This is a genomic window from Micromonospora sp. 050-3 (assembly GCF_046549335.1).
Classification (GTDB): Bacteria; Actinomycetota; Actinomycetes; order Mycobacteriales; family Micromonosporaceae; genus Micromonospora; species Micromonospora trifolii.
Window position 1 is genome coordinate 907921 of the sequence record NZ_JAJPVX010000001.1, and the last position, 21906, is coordinate 929826.

The 21906-nt window shown below is 67.2% G+C and carries 21 protein-coding genes and 1 pseudogene; 15 read left to right on the top strand and 7 right to left on the bottom strand.

Annotated elements, in window-relative coordinates; translation table 11 throughout:
• The first annotated feature begins 427 nt into the window (after positions 1-427).
• From ACLJOK_RS04215 to ACLJOK_RS04235, 5 genes are all read left to right on the top strand, one after another.
• Complete coding sequence (locus tag ACLJOK_RS04215) at positions 428-967, top strand: DUF308 domain-containing protein (RefSeq protein ID WP_410816228.1); 540 nt, start codon at positions 428-430, stop codon at positions 965-967.
• Positions 968-1003: 36 nt separating this feature from the next.
• Positions 1004-1261: a helix-turn-helix domain-containing protein gene (locus ACLJOK_RS04220; RefSeq protein WP_410819257.1), complete on the top strand. Its 258-nt coding sequence runs from the start codon at positions 1004-1006 to the stop codon at positions 1259-1261.
• 235 nt (positions 1262-1496) lie between these two features.
• Complete coding sequence (locus tag ACLJOK_RS04225) at positions 1497-2327, top strand: oxidoreductase (protein ID WP_410816230.1); 831 nt, start codon at positions 1497-1499, stop codon at positions 2325-2327.
• Between the two features lie 178 nt (positions 2328-2505).
• A complete protein-coding gene (locus ACLJOK_RS04230; RefSeq protein WP_410816231.1) occupies positions 2506-2775 on the top strand; it encodes a TetR/AcrR family transcriptional regulator in 270 nt (89 codons plus the stop codon).
• Entirely contained in the window at positions 2751-3059 is a 309-nt protein-coding gene (locus ACLJOK_RS04235) for a hypothetical protein (protein ID WP_410816233.1), read from the top strand. The genes ACLJOK_RS04230 and ACLJOK_RS04235 overlap by 25 nt, the downstream gene beginning before the upstream one ends.
• 129 nt (positions 3060-3188) lie before the next feature.
• Here ACLJOK_RS04235 and ACLJOK_RS04240 read toward each other — a convergent pair whose 3' ends face one another.
• The 3 genes from ACLJOK_RS04240 to ACLJOK_RS04250 all read right to left on the bottom strand — a co-directional run bounded on the left by ACLJOK_RS04240 (position 3189) and on the right by ACLJOK_RS04250 (position 7854).
• On the bottom strand, positions 3189-4655 hold the full coding sequence (locus ACLJOK_RS04240) for an arabinofuranosidase catalytic domain-containing protein (protein WP_410816234.1): 1467 nt from the start codon (positions 4653-4655) through the stop codon (positions 3189-3191).
• 477 nt (positions 4656-5132) lie between these two features.
• Complete coding sequence (locus ACLJOK_RS04245) at positions 5133-7208, bottom strand: cellulase family glycosylhydrolase (RefSeq protein WP_410816235.1); 2076 nt, start codon at positions 7206-7208, stop codon at positions 5133-5135.
• Between the two features lie 511 nt (positions 7209-7719).
• Positions 7720-7854 carry a hypothetical protein gene (locus ACLJOK_RS04250; RefSeq protein ID WP_410816237.1) on the bottom strand — a complete coding sequence of 45 codons (135 nt, stop codon included), beginning with the start codon at positions 7852-7854 and terminating at the stop codon, positions 7720-7722.
• 176 nt (positions 7855-8030) lie between these two features.
• On the opposite strand from ACLJOK_RS04250, the gene ACLJOK_RS04255 reads away from it, so the two are divergent.
• Complete coding sequence (locus tag ACLJOK_RS04255; RefSeq protein ID WP_410816238.1) at positions 8031-8399, top strand: CbrC family protein; 369 nt, start codon at positions 8031-8033, stop codon at positions 8397-8399.
• Positions 8400-8464: 65 nt separating this feature from the next.
• Here the strand turns inward: ACLJOK_RS04255 and ACLJOK_RS04260 are convergent, their stop codons facing one another.
• The 3 genes and pseudogenes from ACLJOK_RS04260 to ACLJOK_RS04270 all read right to left on the bottom strand — a co-directional run.
• Positions 8465-8857 (bottom strand): PPOX class F420-dependent oxidoreductase, encoded by a 393-nt coding sequence (locus ACLJOK_RS04260; RefSeq protein ID WP_410816240.1) that lies wholly within the window; start codon positions 8855-8857, stop codon positions 8465-8467.
• Between the two features lie 1175 nt (positions 8858-10032).
• Complete coding sequence (locus ACLJOK_RS04265; protein WP_410819374.1) at positions 10033-10305, bottom strand: hypothetical protein; 273 nt, start codon at positions 10303-10305, stop codon at positions 10033-10035.
• A 14-nt stretch (positions 10306-10319) separates the two neighbouring features.
• Positions 10320-10727 (bottom strand): annotated as a pseudogene (locus tag ACLJOK_RS04270) (BON domain-containing protein); the annotation flags it as partial.
• Positions 10728-11170: 443 nt separating this feature from the next.
• Between ACLJOK_RS04270 and ACLJOK_RS04275 the strand changes: the two are divergent.
• The 3 genes from ACLJOK_RS04275 (at position 11171) to ACLJOK_RS04285 (ending at position 15335) form a co-directional block, all read left to right on the top strand.
• On the top strand, positions 11171-12355 hold the full coding sequence (locus ACLJOK_RS04275; RefSeq protein ID WP_410816241.1) for a low temperature requirement protein A: 1185 nt from the start codon (positions 11171-11173) through the stop codon (positions 12353-12355).
• Positions 12356-12701: 346 nt separating this feature from the next.
• Positions 12702-14300 (top strand): GAF domain-containing protein, encoded by a 1599-nt coding sequence (locus tag ACLJOK_RS04280; protein WP_410816243.1) that lies wholly within the window; start codon positions 12702-12704, stop codon positions 14298-14300.
• 153 nt (positions 14301-14453) lie between these two features.
• Positions 14454-15335: a universal stress protein gene (locus tag ACLJOK_RS04285; protein WP_410816244.1), complete on the top strand. Its 882-nt coding sequence runs from the start codon at positions 14454-14456 to the stop codon at positions 15333-15335.
• Positions 15336-15492: 157 nt separating this feature from the next.
• Here the strand turns inward: ACLJOK_RS04285 and ACLJOK_RS04290 are convergent, their stop codons facing one another.
• Entirely contained in the window at positions 15493-16134 is a 642-nt protein-coding gene (locus tag ACLJOK_RS04290; protein ID WP_410819259.1) for a response regulator, read from the bottom strand.
• A 230-nt stretch (positions 16135-16364) separates the two neighbouring features.
• Between ACLJOK_RS04290 and ACLJOK_RS04295 the strand changes: the two genes are divergently transcribed.
• The 6 genes from ACLJOK_RS04295 to ACLJOK_RS04320 all read left to right on the top strand — a co-directional run bounded on the left by ACLJOK_RS04295 (position 16365) and on the right by ACLJOK_RS04320 (position 21775).
• Positions 16365-16766, top strand: coding sequence for a hypothetical protein (locus ACLJOK_RS04295; protein WP_410816245.1), 402 nt, complete (start codon positions 16365-16367; stop codon positions 16764-16766).
• 23 nt (positions 16767-16789) lie between these two features.
• Complete coding sequence (locus ACLJOK_RS04300) at positions 16790-17737, top strand: universal stress protein (RefSeq protein ID WP_410816247.1); 948 nt, start codon at positions 16790-16792, stop codon at positions 17735-17737.
• A 63-nt stretch (positions 17738-17800) separates the two neighbouring features.
• Positions 17801-18673 carry a slipin family protein gene (locus tag ACLJOK_RS04305; RefSeq protein WP_410816249.1) on the top strand — a complete coding sequence of 291 codons (873 nt, stop codon included), beginning with the start codon at positions 17801-17803 and terminating at the stop codon, positions 18671-18673.
• A 124-nt stretch (positions 18674-18797) separates the two neighbouring features.
• Positions 18798-19478, top strand: a complete 681-nt coding sequence (locus ACLJOK_RS04310; protein ID WP_410819260.1) for a DoxX family protein — start codon at positions 18798-18800, stop codon at positions 19476-19478.
• 161 nt (positions 19479-19639) lie between these two features.
• Positions 19640-21196 carry an alpha/beta fold hydrolase gene (locus tag ACLJOK_RS04315; protein ID WP_410816251.1) on the top strand — a complete coding sequence of 519 codons (1557 nt, stop codon included), beginning with the start codon at positions 19640-19642 and terminating at the stop codon, positions 21194-21196.
• 72 nt (positions 21197-21268) lie between these two features.
• Complete coding sequence (locus ACLJOK_RS04320; RefSeq protein ID WP_410816252.1) at positions 21269-21775, top strand: flavodoxin domain-containing protein; 507 nt, start codon at positions 21269-21271, stop codon at positions 21773-21775.
• Positions 21776-21906: the final 131 nt, after the last annotated feature.

The window sequence follows — 21906 nt, forward strand, 5'->3', positions numbered from 1 at the left end:
CCCCAGGAAGAACCCTGGCAGGCACCCTGGCCCTCACCGGCCCAGCGCGATCGTGCCCGCGTGGAGGAATTCGGCGACGGCGGTACCGGTGATCGTCACGCTGTCCAGCACGTCACTGTCCTCATCGACGAGGAACTTCACTGGCCGCGATTAGGGTGTCGCGGCGGAGCAGTACAGCGGCCACCTCGCCCCCGGACCGGCACCGATCGCCACCACGTCGACGTTGCGAATGCCCCGACATTGTCCCGATGTTCGCCAGTTGCCCCGGGACTGCCTGGTCTACGACGGCAAGTGCCAGGGCAGGCCGACGGGTCGGGCCGACCGGAGGCCAGTGCCTACGCCAGGGTGCCTCCCTGGGGCCATCGAACGGCCAAGCCGGAAGAGTCGTCCGGGTAACCGACAAGACCGGCAGAAAGCTGACACTCGGATGTCTCCCCTCCTTCGCATCTACCTCGTCCGTGGCCTCGTCGCGATCGGCTGGGCCGCCGGATTCTCGGCGGTCAGCGACTCGCTCACCGCCGTCACCGTCGTTCTTCTGATCGCCTACCCACTCATCGACGTGGTGGCCTCGCTGCTCGACGCCCGCGAGGATCCCGGCACCCCGGCCCGCAAGCTGCAGCTCTTCAACACCACGCTGAGCGCCCTGGCGGCGCTCGCCCTCGGGCTGGGGGCCGTCAGCGGGATCGGCGCCGTGCTCTTCACCTTCGGCGTCTGGGCGATCGTCTCCGGCGTGGCCCAGCTCACCGTCGCCGTCCGTCGCAACAGCCCGGAACTTGGCCGCCAGTGGCCGATGCTGATCGCGGGCGCTCTCTCGGTCATCGCCGGTGCGACGTACCTGCCCGCCGCCCTCGGCGCGGAACCGAGCCTCGGCATGCTGATCCTCTACACCGCGGCCGGCGGTGTCTTCTTCGTCCTGCAGGCTGCGACCCTGGCCTGGCGGCTACGCCAGCGGACCGTTCGGGCCTGATCGACTGATCGACGTTGTGGTGGAGCGTTTGCTCGCATCGGGGTAACCCCGGCGGCTTACGTCAGGGAGCAGCGGCTGCTGGCGGCACGGGTGTTGCTGTCTGATCCGAAGCAGCACGTGCGCTCCGTCTCGGACATCGGGGTGGCTGTTGGGCTGGGTGAGTTGAGGACGTTCGAGCGGGCATTCCAACGGCAGTTCGCAACGACGCCCGCACGCTGGCGGCGCGCGCAGCAGGCGGATCGAGCCGACTACCCATCTGGCGAACCTCTTCGACCTCGCCCACGTCAAGGGTGAACGCTAAGGAATCCCGCACACCCGCTCGAACTAACCCCGGCCGGCGCTGGACTCAGTCCGCCACGGAAAGGGATGAGATCCACCCGGGCAGGAAGTCGTGACGGCGGTCTGCTCCTTGTTCTCCGACGAGCCCCGTGCATCACCCGCACCCACCTCGCCGTTGACCGCGGATTGCGCGCCTGAACCCGACCTGTGCCGCTGACATCTGCCTAAGAAGAACAGAAAGGGTCACGAGATGAGCAAGACTTGGTTGATCACGGGGAGTTCCCGCGGACTGGGCCGGCAACTCGCCGAATCCGTCCTCCGGGCCGGTCATTGCCTGGTGGCAACCGCGCGGCGTCCCGACCAGCTCACCGACCTTGTCGACAGCTATGGAGACCGGGTCCGCGCGATCGCACTGGATGTGACAGACCCCGCCGCAGCACGCGCCGCTGTCGGGACGGCGGTGCAGGCGTTCGGCCGCCTGGACGTCGTGGTGAACAACGCCGGTTACGCCGACGTGGCCTCGATCGAGGACATGCCCGAGGACGAGTTCCGGGCGCAGATCGACGCGAATTTCCACGGGGTGGTCAACGTGACCCGCGCCGCCCTGCCGACCATGCGTGAGCAGGGAGGCGGCCACATCATCCAGATCTCCTCGGTCGGCGGCCGGGTGGGCGGCCCAGGCTTGGGCGCGTACCAGGCAGCGAAATGGGCGGTTGGGGGATTCTCCGAGGTACTCGCCAAAGAGGTGGCACCCTTCGGGATCAAGGTCACCGTCGCCGAGCCAGGTGGCATGCGCACCGACTGGGCCGGCTCCTCGATGAGGACGCTTCCGATCAGCGACCCCTACAAGGCGGTCATCGAACCCACGATCGCCCGCCTGCGCGCCGCGAGCGGTAACCAGCCGGGCGACCCGGCGCGGATCTCCCAGGTGATCCTCGACATCACCGAGGTTCCCGACCCGCCTGTGCATCTGCTGCTCGGCGCCGACGCGGTGGCGGTGGCACAGGCCGCCGCGGAAGCTCTCGCCGCCTCGGACGCCAAGTGGCGCGCGGTGAGCGAGTCCGTCAGCTACGACACCTGACCGCCATCGGAAGGAGGCAGCTCGGCTGTCGCTGGAAGCTGCCTCCTTCCGCCCTGACGAACTTGGGCGAGAGGAGGTGCCGGCGGCGCGTAAGGTGGCCGCCAGCAGTGCCGAGCGTGTCGGGGAAGTCTCAGAGGTAGAGCCATGAGTACCAGCGGTCAGCCATTGGACTTCCAGCGTGCCCGTAGCCCCGAACAGCGCCCTGCGCGCAGACCTGGCCGAGATGCCGGTAAGCGACATCAGCCTGCGTGAACTCGTCCGACGGGTCGGATTGTCGAAGACGAACGTTGTCCGCTACTTCGAGACCCGCGAAGCGGTCTTCTTCGCCCTGCTCAACCAGGCCATCAGCGAGCTGCTCGACGACCTTCCTAGCGAACTGCCACACGCGACGGCCACCCAGCCACTGTCTCTCCCGGCCCCGTCATGGACGCCCTGGCCCGGTCGATAGCCAGCCGACCGCTGATCTGCGAACTCTGGAGCTCGCTGGGCACCGAACTCGAACGCAACATCCCCGCAGACGCCGTCCGGGCATTCAAACTCACTCACACCGAACTGCAAATTCGCATCGCCGGGATTGTCAGAGGATTCATCCCCGCGTTGACCCTGCCGGCATCGCGGGAACTGGTGTCCCTGACGGTCCTGCTGATCGCCGGCCTCTGGCCGTTCGCCAACCCCTCGCCGGCCGTCGCGGAAGCCGAACCGGACGCAGGTGCAGCGCGGCGGTTGAGCTGAATGCGGATCAGGGTTGGGGCTTGGGCGATGATTTGGTGTTGGACAGCCCGCTACTGCTCAGAAATCGCCGGTCGGGCCGCGCCGTGGATTTCGGGGGGCGGCACGACCGGCCTGGTGATGTGGTGGTGGTTAGCTGCGGGTGGCCCATTGTTGGTTGGTGCCGCCGTGGCAGGCCCAGAGGTGGATTTTGGTGCCGTTTGCGGTGCCGTAGGCGCTGGCGTCGAGGCAGAGTGCGGATTGGACGCCGGTGATGGTGCCGTTGGCGTTGAGGTTCCATTGTTGGTTGGTCTGGCCGTTGCAGTCCCAGATGATGGCCAGGGTGCCGTTGGTGGTGCCTGCGCCGTTGGCGTCGAGGCACTTGTTGCCGTTCACCTGGAGTTGTTTGTTGGCGGTGTAGGTCCAGCGTTGTGCGGTGTTGCCGAGGCAGTCCCAGAGTTGGACCTGGGTGCCGTTGGTGCTGGTGCCGTTGGGCACGTCGATGCAGCGGCCGGACTGGCCGCCGACGAGTTGGACGCCCGTTTGCGGATTACCGCCCCCGGCGGTCGCGTACCCGGCGGCGGCGATGTTGGCTTGGACGGCGTTCTCGGTGGCGGCCGTCGGGTAGCCGGAGGTCAACACACCCTCGTAGAAGGTCCCCCGGCCGGAGACGCTGTTGTCGCCGCCGATGCCGAGCAGGATCGCCCCTTCCTTCTTCATGGGGTTGTAGCCGTTGGGGCGTCGACCGTCGAAGTAGGTCGTCAGACCACCCGACTGCCCGTTCCCGCCCCGGATCGCCCAGTGGTTCGGCTCACCCTTGACCATGGCGGTCACGAAGCGGTTGTTGATGGGCGCGATGTTGTTGTATCCCGCGTTCACCCCGGAGAACAGCCCCCACTCCAGGTCGGCCATGATCCAGGGCCCAGCGCCAGCGCCGTAGCCCCACTGCTTGTTGGCGCCGAAGTAGACGGTCTCCATAATGGCGGGTGCGTCGGCCTGGCCGTCGGTCTGCGCGTTGCCGTAGTCGAAGCAGCACCACTGGTTGTAGTGCGTGCCGTCCACGACGGCGTAGATGCCCTCGGGCTGGTCGCCGGTGGCGATGCCGTTGGTGTTGTTGTTGCGGTAGCCGGTGCCGGGAGCGATGTAGACGCCGTACGCCTTTTGGCCGCCGACGGTGATCGGGGCGGCCTTCGCGTCGGCGAGGTTGTCCCACCCGCCGGGCTGGGGACCGGGCCAGTAGCCGGGTGGGGCCTGGGTGAGACGGTTGTTGCGGCCAGACTGGTCGTAAATGATGGTGATCACGCAGTTCGTGTTGGCGCAGAACGAGTCCTGCGTGGCGGCGTTGACAACACCGCCCGCGCTCAGCACCCCGACGTCGCGGGTGGTGTTGTCCGACGAGCGGCGGACCTGGTAGAGCGGGCCGTTGTACGCGCCGTATAGCGCGCGGGTGGTGCTGTGCGCCGCGACGCACGGCGTACCGCCGGAGGCGTAGATGTCACACGGTCCTGTGCCGGCGGCCTGGGCGGACGGCGGGTTCGAGACCACGTAGGTGCCCGCTGCGGCTAGGAGCAACGGGATCCCTGCGGCCATGAGGCGGCTTAATTTCGTCTTCACGTCCATCGAATCCTTCCTGTGTGGCGGTGTGGCGGTGTGGCGGTGTGGCGTGTGGCCGTGGCATCGACTCGAATCGTGTGGCGTGCGCTACCTGTGGATCGGGGTTTGTCAGGAGCGGAGCTTTCGTGGCAACCCTGTCTGACCTGCAGACAGAGCTTGGCGATCATTCGTGCCAGGTTGGTCGAATCGATTCGCTTGTAGTCTCGCCCATCGATACGTTATACGTCCAGCGTCTCGTTGGCGCGGATGAGTGCTGAGCACTCCTCGCCAGACAACGGCTTATGCCACCGACCCCGTTCCGTGTGGACCTGGGTGGGGCCAGCGTGGAGTGATCCCTGGGTACGCGACCTGCCGGCCAGTGCGCGCCAGAGCACCAGCAGGTCCACCTGGGTGACGCCGGCGACCGAGACGCGCTCGCGGTGGACGTTCGGTAGCCAGGGCATCGCCGATGCCCTGGCTACCGAACGTCGGTGTTTGCTCCGGTCAGGAAACGCTGCCGGTGACCGACGTTCCGGACTTCGTCCCGCGGTACGTGAGTTGCGTGCCGCTCCAGAAGTGGAACGTGAGGGTGACGGTCGAGCCGTCGTTGACCTCGGCGAAGAACTCCGGCTTCAGCAGGATGGTGTTCGCCGCGTAGTCCGGTTGGAAATTGCTCCAGAACTCCTTGTACGTGGTCCAGTTGGCCGGTCCGGCGGGGCTGCCGTCGGCGTACTTGGCTTCCATGGTGGCGAGTTGGTCACCGCGGAACTGGGTGGGAATGGTGAACGAGCTGGTCGTGCCGGTGGCCGCGGCCTGCGTCGGCAGGTCGTAGGAGATGATGCTGATGGGCCAGGGCACGCCCTGCGAGAAGTGCGCTTCGAGGTTGGCCTTGACGCCCGGGGCGCGGTTGCCGACCAGACGGGTCAGCGCCGAGCTGGTCAGGGTCAGCGTGGTGCCGGAGACGGTGTAGTCGGTGCCGCTGGTCAGGACGGTGCTGCCCTGCCGCAGGCTTCGGAACGAGGCGCCGTTGAGGTTCAGGGTGAGGGACTTGCTGGTGATGGTGCCGGTGCGGGGTACGTAGATCTGGTCCGAGGACGCGGTCGCGGACCGGGTGGTCCAGCTCGCCTTCATCAGGGCGTACAGGCCGGGGTCGCGCCACTGGAGGTCGTTGCGGTTGAGGAACGAGCCGGCGTCCCAGAGCATGGTGGTGAGTTTGCGGATCCGCGCCTGGTAGCCGACGGCCTCGAAGAACTTGAGCAGTTCGCCGCGTTCGATGATGCCGGGCCGGGTGTAGTCGTAGCTGAGCAGGGCCCACTCGCCGACGATCACCGGGATGCCCTTGGCGACGAAGGAGTTGTGTACCCGGTCGAAGCCGTCGACCATGTCCTGCTCGACGTTGGCGTCGTAGCGGGTGCCGCCGGCGATGTTGACGCTGAACGGCCACCATCCGTAGAAGTGGACGGTCGCCGCGATGTTCTTGTCGCCCAGCTGGCTGATCGTGGTCGCCAGCGCGTCGAGCTGGGCCTGGTTGGAGTTAGTGTTCAAGGTGGGCAGCACGAGCAGCCGGGTGGTGTTGTTGCCGCCGGACTGGCGCAGGAGTCGGACGAACGCGAGGTTGAGCTCACGCAACACCTCGTCGCTCTGAGCGTCCCCGGACGTGCCGGTGAACTGCGGTTCGTTGATGCTCTCGAAGACGAGCTTCGACGAGTGGCTGCGGAAGATGGTGGCGATCTGGGTCCAGAGCGCGGTGTAGCGGTTCTCGACATTAGTGCGGTCGCCGGGGTAGCCGTTGATCCACTGCCAGGAGTCGTGGTGCAGGTTGACCAGCACGTAGAGGCTCTCCGCGAGTGCCCAGTCGACCATCTGGCGTACGCGGCTCAACCAGGCCGCGTCGATGGTGTAGGTCGGGGCGGGCCCGTGGTGGTTGCTCCAGGTCACCGGGATCCGGATGCTGTTGTAGCCCTGTGACTTGATCTGGCGTAGCAGGGCCTGGGTGACCAGGGGGTTGCCCCACGCGGTCTCGTCGGGGATGGCGTCCATGGTGTTGCCCAGGTTCCAGCCTGGCTGCATCGCCGCCACCGTGGCCATCGCGTCGCCACCCGCCGGCGGGGGATCGGTGGGAGTCGGCGTCGGGGTCGGGGTCGGCGTGCCCACAGTCCCCGTACAGGTGACCCCGTTCAGGGCGAACGAACTCGGAGCGGTGTTGCCGCCTGCCCACGACCCGTTGAAGCCGAAACCGACAGTCGCGTTCGTGCCGATGGCCGCGTTATAGCTCAGATTCTTCGCGGTGACCTGGTCACCCGACGAGGTCACCGTCGCGTTCCACGCCTGGGTGACCCGCTGACCGGATGGGAACGTCCAGGTCAGGCTCCAGCCGTTGACCGCGTCACCGAGGTTGGTGACCTTCACGTCGGCGGTGAAACCGCCCTGCCACTGCGACGGCACGGTGTACGCCACCTGACAGCCGGCCGCCGCCTGGGCGTTGCCGGCGACCATCAGGCCTGCCACCAGCAGTGTGAACACTGCGCCGACGACGAGGCTGACCCGTCGATAAGTCGTTCGGAGGTACTGCGTATTCATCAGGAGAACTCCTCGCCACGGTGGGCAGGGGGGTGGGGTCCGGACCGCAGCCGTCGGCCGTCCGGACGACACTCCGGATCGGCACGGAACAGGTTGAGGTCTCCACCAGGGGGTGGACGGTCGAGGGTAGGCGCCGTGGCTCCCGGTGAGTCGGTGGTCAGCCTGACCTGGCGGCGCGAATGCCGACCAGGCCGCCCGGAGCGACTAGCCGTGCTGCCCGTGGACCGCCGCGGCGGCCGGTGCGGTCGAGCGAAGCATGGAAGCGTGCCCTTCGCCTCTGCGGCCGACGGTAGCTGTTATCGCTAACACTGCGCAAGCCATAGATGCCTGCCGTTTAATGGCGCGTTGGCCGTGCGCCTGGCGCGCTAACGGTGACTACTCTCGCTGGCTGGCGATCGTCACGCCGGGGTGCGGTAGCAGGGGCACCGCGGCGACGATCGCGACGAACGCCTCAGCGCCGGGACGTCGAAGATCAGAAGTGCTCCCGAGTCGTCGGCGAATGGCCCGCCCATTACCAGCCGGCCTTCTGGTGCAGGGCCTGGAGATGCTCCCGGTGCGCCGGTCGGGCGGCGAGCCGGTCGGGTTGGCCGCCGAAGGACAGCTCCAGGACGAACGCAGGTTCGTCCTCATCGAGACGGTCTCCCAAAGTTCCCTATTCAATCCGGCAAGCCACAAGCGTTCTGTCAAGAACGTCCTTCGGCGGCGGACGCGGATCGACGATGGCGTCGATCGCTGCGCCCGCCCGCTGGCAGTCCACGGTCCGTCAGGGGCGATCTTCTCTATCGTCCTGGCCGGTCCCGTCCGAGTCAGCCGCATGCGACAGTGTCTGGGCTGTCGGGCGACGGACGCTGCTCCCGGTCCAGGCCGACGTGTTGCGGGCGGCGGCGGCCGCGGCCGTTCACGTATGACGGCCCGGTCTATGCGGTGGCAGAACTGGCCAGGGCGCTGTGCCCGTGGTGCATCGCGGACGGTCAGGCGGCGGCGATGTTCGATGCGCAATTCACCGATGCGAGCTGGCGGGTTCCGGACGATGTGCCTGCTGACGTGACCGAGGTGGTTCTTCGCCGAACGCCTGGCTTTGTGGGTGGCAGCTGTGGTACCTCATCGGTGAACCCGAAGGAGTCAGCGTTGGCATTTTCCGCAGAGGCGGGGGCGGTGTCGCTCATGTCGAAAAGAAGTACGTCGCAGTGAGTGCCGCTTAGACCCGCTTGGCACGGAATTTCGCTGGTTCGTCGAACCTCTACATTGGCCTGACGCTATACTGAGTCGAGGCTGATCTCGAGTCCGACAGCCCGGCCGCCGTGCTTGCGGAGGCAGCCGACCAGCGTCACGATCGTGAACCAACGGAATTTGTTTCCGTATTTTGCGGTCATCGCGCGCTTGGCGATGCGCAACTCCGACGCGGGGAGTACCCGCGCGTGGCCTGGTCGCCACCGGTCGTGAGGTTCACCGGCAAAGTTGGACGGCGCCACCTCGACTGTCGAGTTCCTCCGGATCCGCCGCACTTTCCAGGAGCGGCCGGGTGTATACGCGTACAGGTTCCCTCCGGCTGACGCCAGCCAGACCGGCGTCGACACCGGTGACCCATCCTGACGGAATGTCCGCAATGCAAAGTACTCATGCCCATCAGCATTGACTTGACTTGTCATGAGTCCAGTCTTCCCGAGATCTGCTAGGGGCAGCAAGCAATCATGCGCGGCGCATCCACGCCACGGACTCTCGTGCCGCGGACAGTGCGCGCAGGCACACGACGAGTCGTCACGTTTGGTGTTCGGAGTTCCGTGGCACCTGGCATCCTGAACTGCCGATGAGCCGATGCTGTCCCGTCGTTGACCAGCGCCTCGTCGGTGGACCCTAAGGCGTCAGCACGAGTTGGCTCAAGCCTCAGGAGCAGGTGACATCCGCACACGCTGAAGAGCGTGCATGCTGCGGCCGACGATCCTACGCGGCCGACGGCTGCCGGCCAGGCCAGGCGGGTTTACCCTCCCGGCACGACGGACGCCATGGCACCGAGGGACGGAATGATGATCAGCATCCGGACACGACACGACGCGACGTCGTCGTGGTGGACCCGGACCGCTCCATGGCCGCAGCCCGGCAGGCACTGTGTGACCGCAACCCGGGCATGACCGATGCAGAGGCGGCCGAGGCGGTTATTGGCGCCGACGACGCCGTACACGCCCTGCTCGATCGGGACGGAACGCTCGCCGCCGACGCCGTGGACGGCGAGATGGTTGATGTGGGTGGACGTCGGCCTTGGGTTTCGGGTGAGCGGCCGGCCGGATGGCCTGTCGCCGGCCGGTTGGCTGCGAGAGGTGATACTCGACGACGCCCAGCCCCTGCAGGACTACGGCTGTTTCCTTCCGGAGGACCCTTCGCGGTGTCCCGTGTCCGGGATGGCGTGGAATCCTCACCACGGTCCGAGTGACTGCGCGCGGATGGCAGATGGAAGTGCCGAAGAGTAGGCGCTCGTCGAACGGCCAACGCCCAGCACGAGTTGGCATCGCGCGCGTTCACCCGGGCCCACCCAGGGGCGTCCGCCCGGTCGTGGCGAGAAGCGTGTTCCCGCGTCGGCCAGCGATCGGGCCGGGTTGGTGGGATCAGTCGCTCGGGCGCGCTGCGGGGTTCCCGGATCTCCTACTCTCGACCGCGTGAAGGTCGCTGAGATCCGCCGTTATCCGATCAAGTCGATGATGGGCGAGGTGGTGCCGGCCGTTGAAGTGGGTGAGCGCGGCTCATCCCGCCGTAGCCGGACAACCGAGCCGGCTCCGCGACGCACGAGACGTTGCAACCGCTGACCCGCTTGATCAGTTAATCGGCGTACTCAAACGGGTTCTGCCACCCGCACAGCCTCGACCTCACCAGACCTCACCCCATGGACCCGGTCCGGCGTGTCACCAGACCCGGCCAACGTTGATTGGCGGACCTCCGCCCGGGACGCCACGGTCCCGCTGAGTTCGATCTCAGTGCCGATGACGCGGACCGTGATGTGCTGGCCGTCGAACCGGGCCTTGCGGACCAGGGCTGTGGTGATCTTCGCCTTGGCTTCGGTCGGGGTGATCGTGGCCTTCGGCTCCAAAGAGATGGTGTTGACCATGCCCGCACTCCCCGCAGGGCGGCCATCGCCGCACGCGCTGCTTCACGCTGGTACTCCCAGGTGAGCGTGCCGGACAAGGTGATCACGTGGTGGTGGACCTTCGCCTTTACCGCTCCGGCCGGGACGTGCACCATCCGATCGAGCGCGTCGAATGCCTTCCGGGCGATGTCGGAGTCCTCGCGGGGCGCCCACACGTTCTTCACCCCAATCTCGTCCGCGACCGCGGTCACGCCACGTACGTGCATCACCGCACGGGTCGCCGCTTCCTTCTCCGGGTAGGTCTCGACTTGACCCGACATGGTGATTGCACCATTGTCGACGGGGGTCGCGATCCGGTCGGAGTTGACGCTCGGAGTCCACTCCAGCTCGTCCACGACCGCCGTCTTCAGCTTGTGCTCCGTCTTGTGCATGATCTGTGTCATGGCCCCACCCTGCTCATTGGGCCGATCGGTCAGCTGTTCGGCGAGTTGATGGACGCGATCGAGGCACGCTTCTACCGGCCTGAACCCCGGCGCCGGGTCCGGGACTTGGGTGGCCGGGCTGCTCGCGCTACGCCGACTGTTCCACGCCCTCGAACCGCACGACGCGTCGCCGACATCATCGCCTGGTCAATCTACCGACGTCGAGACCAAAATCAAGCCAAGATCAGCCACTGTGCCCGGCAAGCCCTCACCGAACCATGAAACGGATCTTCTGCTGGAGTCTTAGACACATCGATTACACCGCGCAGTTCATCCACAATCCCGGATACAGTGCGGTCATCGGAGCATCTGCGACGATGAACGAATCGCCCGTCGGTCTGACTTGCCCGTGGTATGACTCTGCCGGGAGCCGGTAGTCCGGACGGGTAAAGAAGCGGGTTGGAATGAAGACGGAGAAGCGCCCCGGGCTGGTCCGCGATCTTGGCCAGCCGAAGCAGGCCACCTACGTCGAATTGTTCTTCGATGTGATCTACATCTTTATCCTTTTCCGGCTCTCTCAGACCCTGCTCAACCGGCTGGACTGGACCGGCGCTTACCAGACGCTGATCCTGCTGTTGGCAGTGTGGTGGGTCTGGTCGTACACCAACCTGGTGACCGACACCCTGGACTCACGGCTGATCCATATCCAGTTGCTGGTAATCGCCACCATGTTCGGCGGCCTGCTAATCTCCACGGCTATCCCGGAGGCGTTCGAACAGCGCGGACTACTCTTCGCGATCGTATACGTCGCGATCAACCTGGGCCGCAGCTCCGTGCTCGCAATCGCTCTGCGCCGGGATCCGCTCGGCTGTCGACCGCTGCGCGCAGTTCCCTGGTTTGTGGTCTCGGCGGTGCCCTGGTTCGCCGGCGCGCTGGTCGATGAGACAGCCCGGGTGGCGCTATGGAGCCTGGCCATCGCAATCGACTACCTGGCCGCGCTCTCCGGATGGCCGACGCCGAAGCTCGGTCGCACGAACCCCTCAGAATGGAATCTGGCCAGCGAACATCTCGCCGAGCGCTACCGGCAGTTCATCATCGTCGGACTCGGTGAAACGGTCATCACCACCGGACGAACATTCCACGCCAGCGAATTCAGCCTCCACCAAGGTATGGCGTTCACGGTGGCTTTCGGTACCACCGTGCTGCTCTACTTCACCTACTTCTACCGCACCCGGGAAAAGCTCGGAACAGCCTTCTCCCATGCGCACGAGCCGGGCTTTCGAAACAGGGAATCCTCCTTTGCCCATCTGTTCATGGTGGCCGGCATCGTCGCCATCACCGTCTCCGATGAGATGGCGATCGCGCACGCGACGGCAGCGGCCCCGGCGTCCTGGACGGTGATCGTCCTGGGCGGACCGGCGCTGTTCCTCGCCGGACACGCACTACTCGGACGGCACGTGTTCACCCGCGTGTCCACGCCTCGGCTGATCGGGCTAGGCGTGCTCATCGCCATCGGCCCGCCCCTGGTCGGGCAACCCGTACTGGTGCCCGCTGCGGCAGCCGCCGTCGTGCTCGCAGGGGTCGTCGGGTTCGACCTACTGCGCGGTGGCCGGGAGGTGGGCGATCAATCCTTGCCCCCGCGGCTCTGAACCCGCCCACACCCAGCTCAGCCGCAAGCCCTCACTCAGCTAACGGTCTTGTCTGCAATTGAATGGACCTCATCCCTGGAAGATGCGACACCGCCAAACCCGTTCCGGCTTTCGACAGGGCTAATGTGATGAGGTGAGCGCACGGGGCGAGTTAGCGCAGGCCGCCGTTCTGGACGGGGCCGCAGCGTCGGCACCGCGCCGATGGCCCCAACAGCGGGTGCGAATCGCCCCCAAAGCCCTGATTGCGCCGAATCTAGCATTATTGATGTTCGTCGAGGGCGCGGCAGCCCGGTCGCGGAGCATCGCCGCTGTACCTCGCCGGAGTTCCATCGGGTCGGTGACGTGAATGGCGGGCCGGGAGCGGTTGTCGCCGCTGCTGCAGGCCGTCGTCGGCATCGGCAGCGATCTCGACCTGCGCAGCACCCTGTCGCGGATCGTCGTGGCGGCCTGTCAGGTAGCCGGCGCCCGTTACGCTGCCCTGGGCGTCATCGGACCTGACCGCAGCCTCGTCGAATTTATCACCGATGGAATGACCGTCAGCGAGCAGAACCATATCGGTGACCTTCCCACCGGCCGTGGCGTGCTGGGTCTGCTCATCGATGAGCCATTGCCGATCCGGTTGCCGGACATCAGCAACCATCCACGTTCGCTGGGCTTCCCGCCCGGCCATCCGGTGATGCGCTCCTTCCTCGGGGTTCCGGTCCGCATCCGCGACCAGCTGTACGGCAACCTCTACCTGACCGAGAAACGCGGTGCTGCCGAGTTCAGCGATGCCGACGAGGAGATCGTCATCGCCCTCGCCGCCGCGGCCGGGATCGCTCTCGACAATGCCCGGCTCTACGAAGCGGCGGGCCGGCGCCAACGCTGGCTCCAAGCGACTGCGGAGATCACCGACACTCTCGTCGGGCAGGTCGATCGCACCGATGTGCTGCGGCTGGTGGTGGACCACGCCTGCGAGGTCGCCGACGCCGCGCTCGTGGCCATCCTGCTCCACAACGAGACGACCGGTGAGCTGCGTGTCGAGGTCACCGCGCCGTCGAACGCGGCGCTGGACCGGGCGTCGATCCCGCTCGACGGCACGCCGTTCGAGCAGATCATTGCCGCCGGCGGCCATGTCCTGATCGAGAATCTGGACGCCGCCGCGGTCTGGCCCGCACCGTTGCCGGCAGGACCGGCGCTGCTGGCGCCACTGGCGATGACCGGAGCGGTGCAGGGGGTGCTCGTGGTGATCCTGCCGACGAGCAGCGTGGGCTTCGACGGCGCGTCTGACATCAACATGATCACCACGTTCGCCTCCCAGGCTGCCCTCGCCGTCGAGCGGGCACGGGTACAGGAGGAGCGCGAGATGATGGTGGTGCTCGCCGATCGGGAGCGCATCGCACGGGACCTGCACGACGTGGTGATCCAGCGGTTGTTCGCCACCGGTCTCGGCCTGCAAGGGCTGACGCGCCGCGCCGAACCTCCAGACGTCCGGGAGCGCCTGGACCAGTCCATCGACGAACTCGACGCGACCATCCGCGACATCCGCAACGCCATCTTCGGCCTGCACAAGCCAGCCCTCGGATCGGTGCGCGCCGCGCTGACAGCGGCCGCCGACGAGGCGACGAAGAGCTTGGGTTTCCGACCGCACCTGACCATCACCGGGGCTGTTGACCTCGCGGTCCCAGATTCGCTGCGCGCCGACCTGATTGCGGTCCTGGGGGAAGCGCTGTCGAACATCGTCCAGCACGCGCGCGCGATAACTGTCACGATCGCTGTCGCAGTTGACGCAGGTCGCCTCATCCTGCGGGTGGCCGATGACGGCGTCGGCATCGGCGCAGCAACGGGCGGCAACGGGCTCGGCAATCTCCGCAGCCGCGCCGAGGAGCGCGGCGGCACCTTCGTCGTCACCGACGTCCACCCCCATGGCGCCATGCTGGTGTGGGACGTGCCCCTCAAGAGCTGACCGCTCTGCCAATTCCTCCACCGCCTCCCGAGAGTCCCGGTCCTACCAGGTCTTTCGGCACTTCGCGCACCTGCTGCCGTCCGCGATCCTGGAGACCGGCCACCCATCGCCCGGTCGAGGCCGGCAACGCCGGCCGCAGACAGGAGGCCATCGATGGAAGAGTCCACGGGGCAGGTCGTGGTCGGCGTCGACGCTGACGCCCCCACCACCACCGTCATCGCCGCCGGAGCTCGAGAGGCAATCCGGCTCCACCTCGGCCTGCTGCTGGTCTATCCGCTCCCGGCATCGCCACCATGGTTGGTCGGCCTCGAGCCACCGCGTGCCGGCGGTGCGCCGCGGCCGGCCCAACGCCTGCTCGATCACTTGGTCGACAAAACAGCGGCTGCGCACCCCGGCGTCGACGTGCACGGCATCCTTCACAGCGGCAGCCCGGCGGGCGCGCTGCTCGCCGGCTCCGCCAACGCAGAGCTCATTCTGGTCGCGGCCGACGCCCGAATCCGGTACGGCGGCCTGCTCGCCGGACCAGTCAGCACGCAGGTGGCCGCACACGCCCGAACATCGGTCATCGTCGTGCCCACGTCCGAAGGCCCTCGGCCGGCCGGGCCGGCGAAGGTGGTGGTGGGCATCGACGGCTCCCGTGGCAGCGCCCAAGCAGTCGCGTTCGCGTTCCTGCAGGCCCGGGCGCGCACCGCGCACCTGCATGCGATCCACGTGTGGGAGTCGCCGAGCTGGCACGGCGTCAAACCGAACCTCATGCCCGCGTTCACCACCGGGCCACTGCACACCGCGGCCGATGAGATGCTTCGCGAAGCGACCGTCGACGGGGAATCAACGTATCCAGACGTCACGGTGGTGCGAAAAGTGCTGTATGGCGACAACCCAGTACATGCCCTCAACAATGCCGCCGCTGATGCCGACATTGTCGTCGTCGGCGCCCGCGGTCGTGGTGGCTTCGGCAGCCTGCTGCTCGGTTCGATCAGCGACGGTCTGGTGCGGTACGCCACTCGCACCGTTGCCGTCGTCCGAGATGGATGATCGCGTGACCGGGTCGAACGGCCCGCGGTCGGCGAGTCGGTTGGCACTGAGTCTGCGCGGCAGATCGGGCTGTACTGAAGTCCGATGAGACTAACTGCCATTACTAGCGCCGCCGTATCGAAATGGCTACCGGCCGGCCTGGCACCGCTGGGTCCGATCAGCGAGAGCTGCCCCGCATCAGGTTGGTGGCGAGGACTGCCGCCTGGGTGCGCCGCTCGAGGCCGAGTTTCGTCAGGACGCTCGAGACGTAGTTCTTCACCGTCTTGTCGGCCAGGAACATCTCCTGCGCGATTTCCTTGTTCGTCATGCCCTGGGCGATGTGCCGAAGAATCTTCAGTTCCTGGTCGGTCAGCGACTTGAGCTCATCGGGCGCCTTCGCACCATCGCGGATACGTGACAGCACTCTGGCGGTGACCGCCGGATCGAGCAGCGACTGCCCAGCGGCAACCCGGCGCACCGCGTCAAGCAGATCGACACCCCGGATCTGCTTCAACACGTATCCGGCGGCCCCGGCCATGATCGCCGCGAAGAGAGCCTCGTCATCGTCGTACGACGTCAGGATCAGCCCGTGAATGGTGGGGTCGATGGCGCGTACGTCCCGGCACACGTCGATCCCGTTGCCGTCCGGCAGGCGGGCATCGAGGATCGCCACGTCCGGCCGCAGCGCCGGTATGCGGTGCGCAGCCTCCACCGCTGACCCGGATTGTCCAACCACCTCGATGTCGCCGTCCTGAGTCAGCAGCTCGCAGATGCCGCGACGGACGACCTCATGGTCATCGAGCAGAAAGACACGAATCATCCTTCCGTTGTACTCCTGAACGGCCTGGTTGAGCAGGGTCCAACGGCCCTTCCTGGCAGGTGCGCCATGAGACACACGAAGTTTTCGGGTCTTATGGCCCTGCCCGTCCGCTCCCTTCCGGCGCGCACTGCCACCGGTGGGCTCGGTGCCGATGTCGCGATCGAAGGCGTCGGCCTGCCCGCGACGTTCGAGCTCGCCGCCGACCTGGTGGTCCTCGGCCGCACCCGCTGATGTCCGCCGGGCCACCGTCCCGCTCGACGATCGCCTCGTCGGGCGGGTTCGACCTGCTGATCCAGGCGATCGGCATCTACCAACGCGGGTACAACGGCCCCCACCGGCAGGGCCCACCGCCTCTGCCCCGCTCAGCGGTGCTGGCGCAGTCTGAGCGTATGCAGACCGACAGCGATACGGCGATCACGGTAGTCACCCGGGAGCGATGGTTTCGCACCGCTGGCACCGCGCCGTTGATCGTGGACATTCAGCCGTGGCGCGGGGATGTCGAGGTGTCAGGTCTGCACCTGTACACCGACCGCGAGGCGTTCCGGGTCGAGCAAGCGCCCGCCGGGCAGCCGGCAACTGCACCCCGGCGCATCGGCAACGACCTAAGCACGCACGTCCCGCTGCGCCCGTGAACGTCGACCAGACAGGAACTCTCATGTCCCAGATTCCGATTGTCGTGGCAGGGCTGGACGGCTCGCCGTCCAGCTTGGTGGCCGCCGAGTACGCCGCCACTCTCGCGCTGCGCCGGGGAGCCGAGCTGCGGCTGGTGTCGGGTTACCTCACCCCGTTCTACGGTTTCGGACCGACCATGATGTCTGAGCCCTACCTCGGCGGCGTCGATCAGGGCGAGGAGGAGGCCGGCAACGTGCTGCTGCACGACACCTCCGAGCTGCTGCACAAGCAGCACCCGGAGCTGGGTGAGGTGCAGTGCCAGCGGATCGCCGGCGGCGCCGCGTCGGTGCTCGTTGAGCAGTCGCGCACCGCCGCGGTGACCGTGGTGGGCGCCCGTGGCGTCGGCGGCTTCGCCGAGCTGCTGCTCGGCTCCGTGTCGGCGCAGCTCGCCGCGCACGCCCACGGCCCGGTCATCGTGGTCCGGCCCCCGGTCGCCGACACGGTCATCGAGCGTGGCCCCGAGCAGCCGGACCTGCCGGTGCCCGCCCTCGGGCCGGTGCTGGTCGGCATCGACGGTTCACCGGCCGCGGACGCGGCCCGGGACTTCGCGGCCACCGAAGCCGACCAGCGGCAGGTGCCGCTGATCCTCGCGCATGTCTACTGGCCCGGCCCGTGGGAACGCTTCGCCGGCAACGACGTCGACGCGCAGGCCGCCGCGGAGCGCACCGCCGAGCAGGAAGCTCAGCAGGTCCTCGCCGACGCCGCCGCGACCGTGCAAGCCAGCCACCCGCACGTCAACGTGCAAACCCGGCCGATCCGCAGCCTCAACGCCGAGCACAGCATGATCGACGCGTCCCGTGACGCCGCGTTGACCGTCGTCGGCTGCCGTGGCCACGGTGGCTTCGCCGGACTGCTGCTCGGCTCGGTCAGCGGCGCGCTCGTCCACCACGCCCACGGACCGGTTGCGGTCATCCACGCCGGCAAGCACTGATCACCAGCTCGCCCCTGTACGCAGACGGCTCCGGGTTTCCGGGGCCAGCAAGGGGAACGCATTATGACCACCACCATCTGGATCATCGTCGCGACGGTGGCAGTGCTGCTGCTGGCGCTGTCCCTCAAGGTCGTCAAGCAGTACGAGCAGGGGGTGCTGTTCCGGCTCGGTCGGGTCATCCGCGTCAAGAAGGCCGGGCTGACCGCGATCATCCCGTTCGTCGACGTGCTGCACCGGGTCAGCCTGCGCATCATCACGATGCCGATCCAGTCGCAGGGCATCATCACCCGCGACAACGTCAGCGTCGACGTCTCCGCCGTCGCGTACTACCGCGTCACCGACGCGGTCAAGTCGGTGGTGGCAATCGAGAACGTCGAAGCTGCCATCAATCAGATCGCCCAAACGACCCTGCGCAAGGTCGTCGGCCAGCACACCCTCGATGAGACGCTGTCCGAGACCGACCGCATCAACCTCAACATTCGCGAGATCCTCGACGTCGCCACCGAAGAATGGGGCGTCGCCGTCACCCTGGTCGAACTCAAGGACATTCAACTGCCCGAGAGTATGAAACGGGCGATGGCCCGCCAGGCCGAAGCCGAGCGGGAGAAGCGCGCGAAGATCATCGCCGCGGAAGGTGAGGCGCTTGCCGCCGACGCCCTCGGCACCGCCGCCGACATCATGATGGCGCACCCGCTCGCCCTGCAGCTCCGAAACCTGCAGAGCCTCGTCGAGCTCGGCGTCGACAAGAACTCCACAGTCGTCTTCCCCGCCCCGCTGATGTCCACCATCGGCGAGTTGGGCTCGTTCCTGGCCCGGGAGAACGCCGCCGCCACCGCAACCCCGCCGAGCGTGATAGCCACGCCAGCTCTCGACCAGCCGCTGCCCGCTCAGCCCGAGCCCAACGGCAAGGCACTGCTTGCCGGCGCCACCCCGTAGAAGATCGATTGTCTGGTCGCCGTCTGTCGTAGGGGACGGACGGCGGCCGGGCTCAAACAGCCGACCCACCGGGCGTACGCCCGGCGGACACCGCACCATCAGCCCAAGAAGGATCGTGAGTGCGATGGTCGACATCGCCCGGAACCACAACGCCGCAACCCCCACCGCCGCCGGCCCCACGATGCCACCGACAGCGCCCCTGGCCGTCGCCGTACCAGACGCGGCCCGCCGGCCCGCCGCCGGCCGGCAATCCGAAAAAGCCGACGCCAGGCCCACCGGTCGTGACTCGTCAGCGGCATTACCCGCCGCCGAAAGCCGCTCTGCTGTCGCTGCCCGTTACCTGTTGGCGGGCATCCGGATCGCGCTGGGCTGGGTCTTCCTCTGGGCGTTCCTGGACAAGCTGTTCGGGTGGGGATTCGCCACCCCGTCGGCGCGGTCCTGGCTCAACGGCGGCAGCCCCACCGCGGGCTTCCTCGGCGGCTCCGAGGGCCCGTTCAGTGGCTTCTTCACCGCCATCGCCGGAAACACCGTCACCAACGTGCTGTTCATGGGTGCGCTGCTAGCCATCGGCACGGCGCTGATCCTCGGCATCGGGATGCGGCTCGCCGCTATCGGTGGCGCGATCCTGGTCGTCATGATGTGGGCAGCGGTGCTGCCGCCGTCGAGCAACCCGTTCATGGACGACCACCTCATCTACGCGGCCATCCTGATCGTCCTGGCCCTGCTCAACGCCGGGAACACGTTCGGGTTCGGCAAGGCGTGGTCGGCCACCCCGCTGGTCCGTAACGCCACCTGGCTCAAGTAGCCAGGCCCGCTGCGGGTCACCCGATGATTTCGCGGTGGCCCGCAGCGCCCGGGTTCCGGCCGCCCGGCAGCAGCGCTTCGGGCGGAGGCTCACAGTGTTGCTCCGGACCGGGTGACTGATCAGGCCCTGTTACCGAATTTCTCGCCGAACGAGGTCCCATGATGAGCCACCCACTCCAGCAGCAGCAGCAGCCGTCGGTGGTCGTGCCCGGCTGGTGGGACCGGCGCATTGGCACCGGCGCGGCAGTCGCCGCCGCCGGTCTGTACGGCCTGACAGCCGCATGGGTGACACCACGGGGACCGGTCACCACCCTGAACGCACTGCTCGCCATCGGTGCCGGTCTGCTCGTCGGTGTGATCGCCGCGCTCGTCATGCGCTCCCGGTGGGCCATGCTTCTGGCGCCGGTCACGTTCGTCGCCGTGTTCGAGTTGGCGCGGATCGCGACTGTCGGGCCGCTGGTCGACGGGCTCCATCTCGGCAGCACCTACGGCATCGTGGCGTTCGTGCTCGGTCGTGGCCTTCATGGCGTGCTCACGGTCGTACCCATGATCATCGGTGCGGCCCTGGGCGCGGCGGCGGCGCGCGGCCTCGACGGCAGCAGGCAGATCCGGACCGGCCGTGCGTCGGTCGGGAGGCGGGCGCGTGCCGCCGTCGCCGGGCTGGCCGTGCTGGGACTGATCGCGCTGTCCGTCGCCGTCATCCGCCCGGCGCGGACCGACGCCATCGTCAGCGCGGATGGTGAGCCGATGCCCGGCAGCGTCGCGGAGCTGACCCGGGTGCCGGCCGGCGGCCACGACCTCGCGGTCATGATCCGTGGAAACAGCGTCGACCGCCCGGTGCTGCTCTACCTTGCAGGCGGTCCGGGTGGCAGCGACATCGGCGCGATGCGCAAGCACGGCCAGGACCTCGAAAAAGCTTTCGTTGTCGCCACCCTCGACCAGCGGGGCACCGGCAAGTCCTACGACAACCTCGACTCAACCGCGACCCTCACCCTGGACGCAGCGGTCGCCGACGTCATCGACGTGACCGATTACCTGCGTGAACGCTTCGGGCGGAACAAGATCTACCTCGTCGGCAACTCCTGGGGATCGATCTTGGGCGTCCTCGCCGCCCAGCGGCACCCGGAGCTGTTCCACGCGTTCGTCGGCGCCGGGCAGATGGTCAGCCCTCGAGAAACCGACCAGATCTTCTACACCGACACCCTTGCCTGGGCCCGCTCCACCGGCAACACGCAGCTGGAACGGCAGTTCGTCACCAGTGGACTCCCGCCGTACACGGCGATGCTCGACTACGAGCCGGCGCTGACCTACGAGCACCAGATCTACCCCTATGACGACACCCTCGTCGCGGAGAGCGCGAACGGATTCTCCGACAACCTTTTCGTCGCCGAATACAGCCTGATGGAGCAGCTCCACGGGCTGGCCGGATTCCTGGACGTGTTCACCGTCCTGTACCCGCAGCTGCAGGACATCGATTTCCGCACCCAGGTCACCGAGCTTCAGGTGCCCGTCTATCTCGTGCAGGGAAGGCATGAGGCCCGCGGTCGGGCCGAACCGGCCCAGCAATGGTTCCAGCTCCTCGACGCACCGACTAAGAAGATGGTCATCTTCGAGCTGTCCGGACACCGCACGCTGTTCCAACAGCCCGACCTCTTCTACCAGCTGATGACCACCACCGTGCTTGCGCAGACGTCGTGGGGTCACCGCGCCGGCGGCTAGGAAGCCGCCTTCTCGGCAATGGGTGCGGCAGGCAACCGCCTGCCTACCAGGTCAACGGAAGGGTAGTCAGCCATGAGAGTTCTCGTCGCCGCCGCAAGCAAGCATGGATCCACAACGGAGATCGCTACTCACATCGCGACCGCCCTACGAGGCGGATTGCCGTCCGATTCCGTCGTCGATGTCGCCGCTGCGGCAGAAGTCACTGACGTGACCTCGTACGACGCACTGGTGCTGGGAAGTGCTGTCTACATGGGACGATGGTTGGAGGAAGCCCGCAGCGTGGCAGCGCGGATCACCTCGAATCCACCGCGTTCAGTGTGGCTGTTCTCCAGCGGCCCGATCGGTGACCCGCCCAAGCCCGCTGAGGCTCCGGCCGAGGTCAGTGACATCGTCACCTCCGTGAACGCACGCGATCATCGCGTCTTCGCCGGTCGCCTCGACCGCCACCGGCTCGGTCTCGCGGAGAAGGCCATGGTCATGGCTCTACACGTTCCGCAGGGCGACTTCCGGGACTGGTCGGCGATCGACACCTGGGCTGGCCAGATCGCCTCCGAACTGCGACAGCCCGTCGCCGGGTAAGCCCTCCGACACCTGAGCATTCCTGCCACAAGGAAGCACACCGCTCATCGCACGCGCCTGGTCAAGGGTGTGCGGTGCAGATGTAGCTCTGGACCCCGGTGGCGCTCCGCCCACCACCATCGACTCGGACT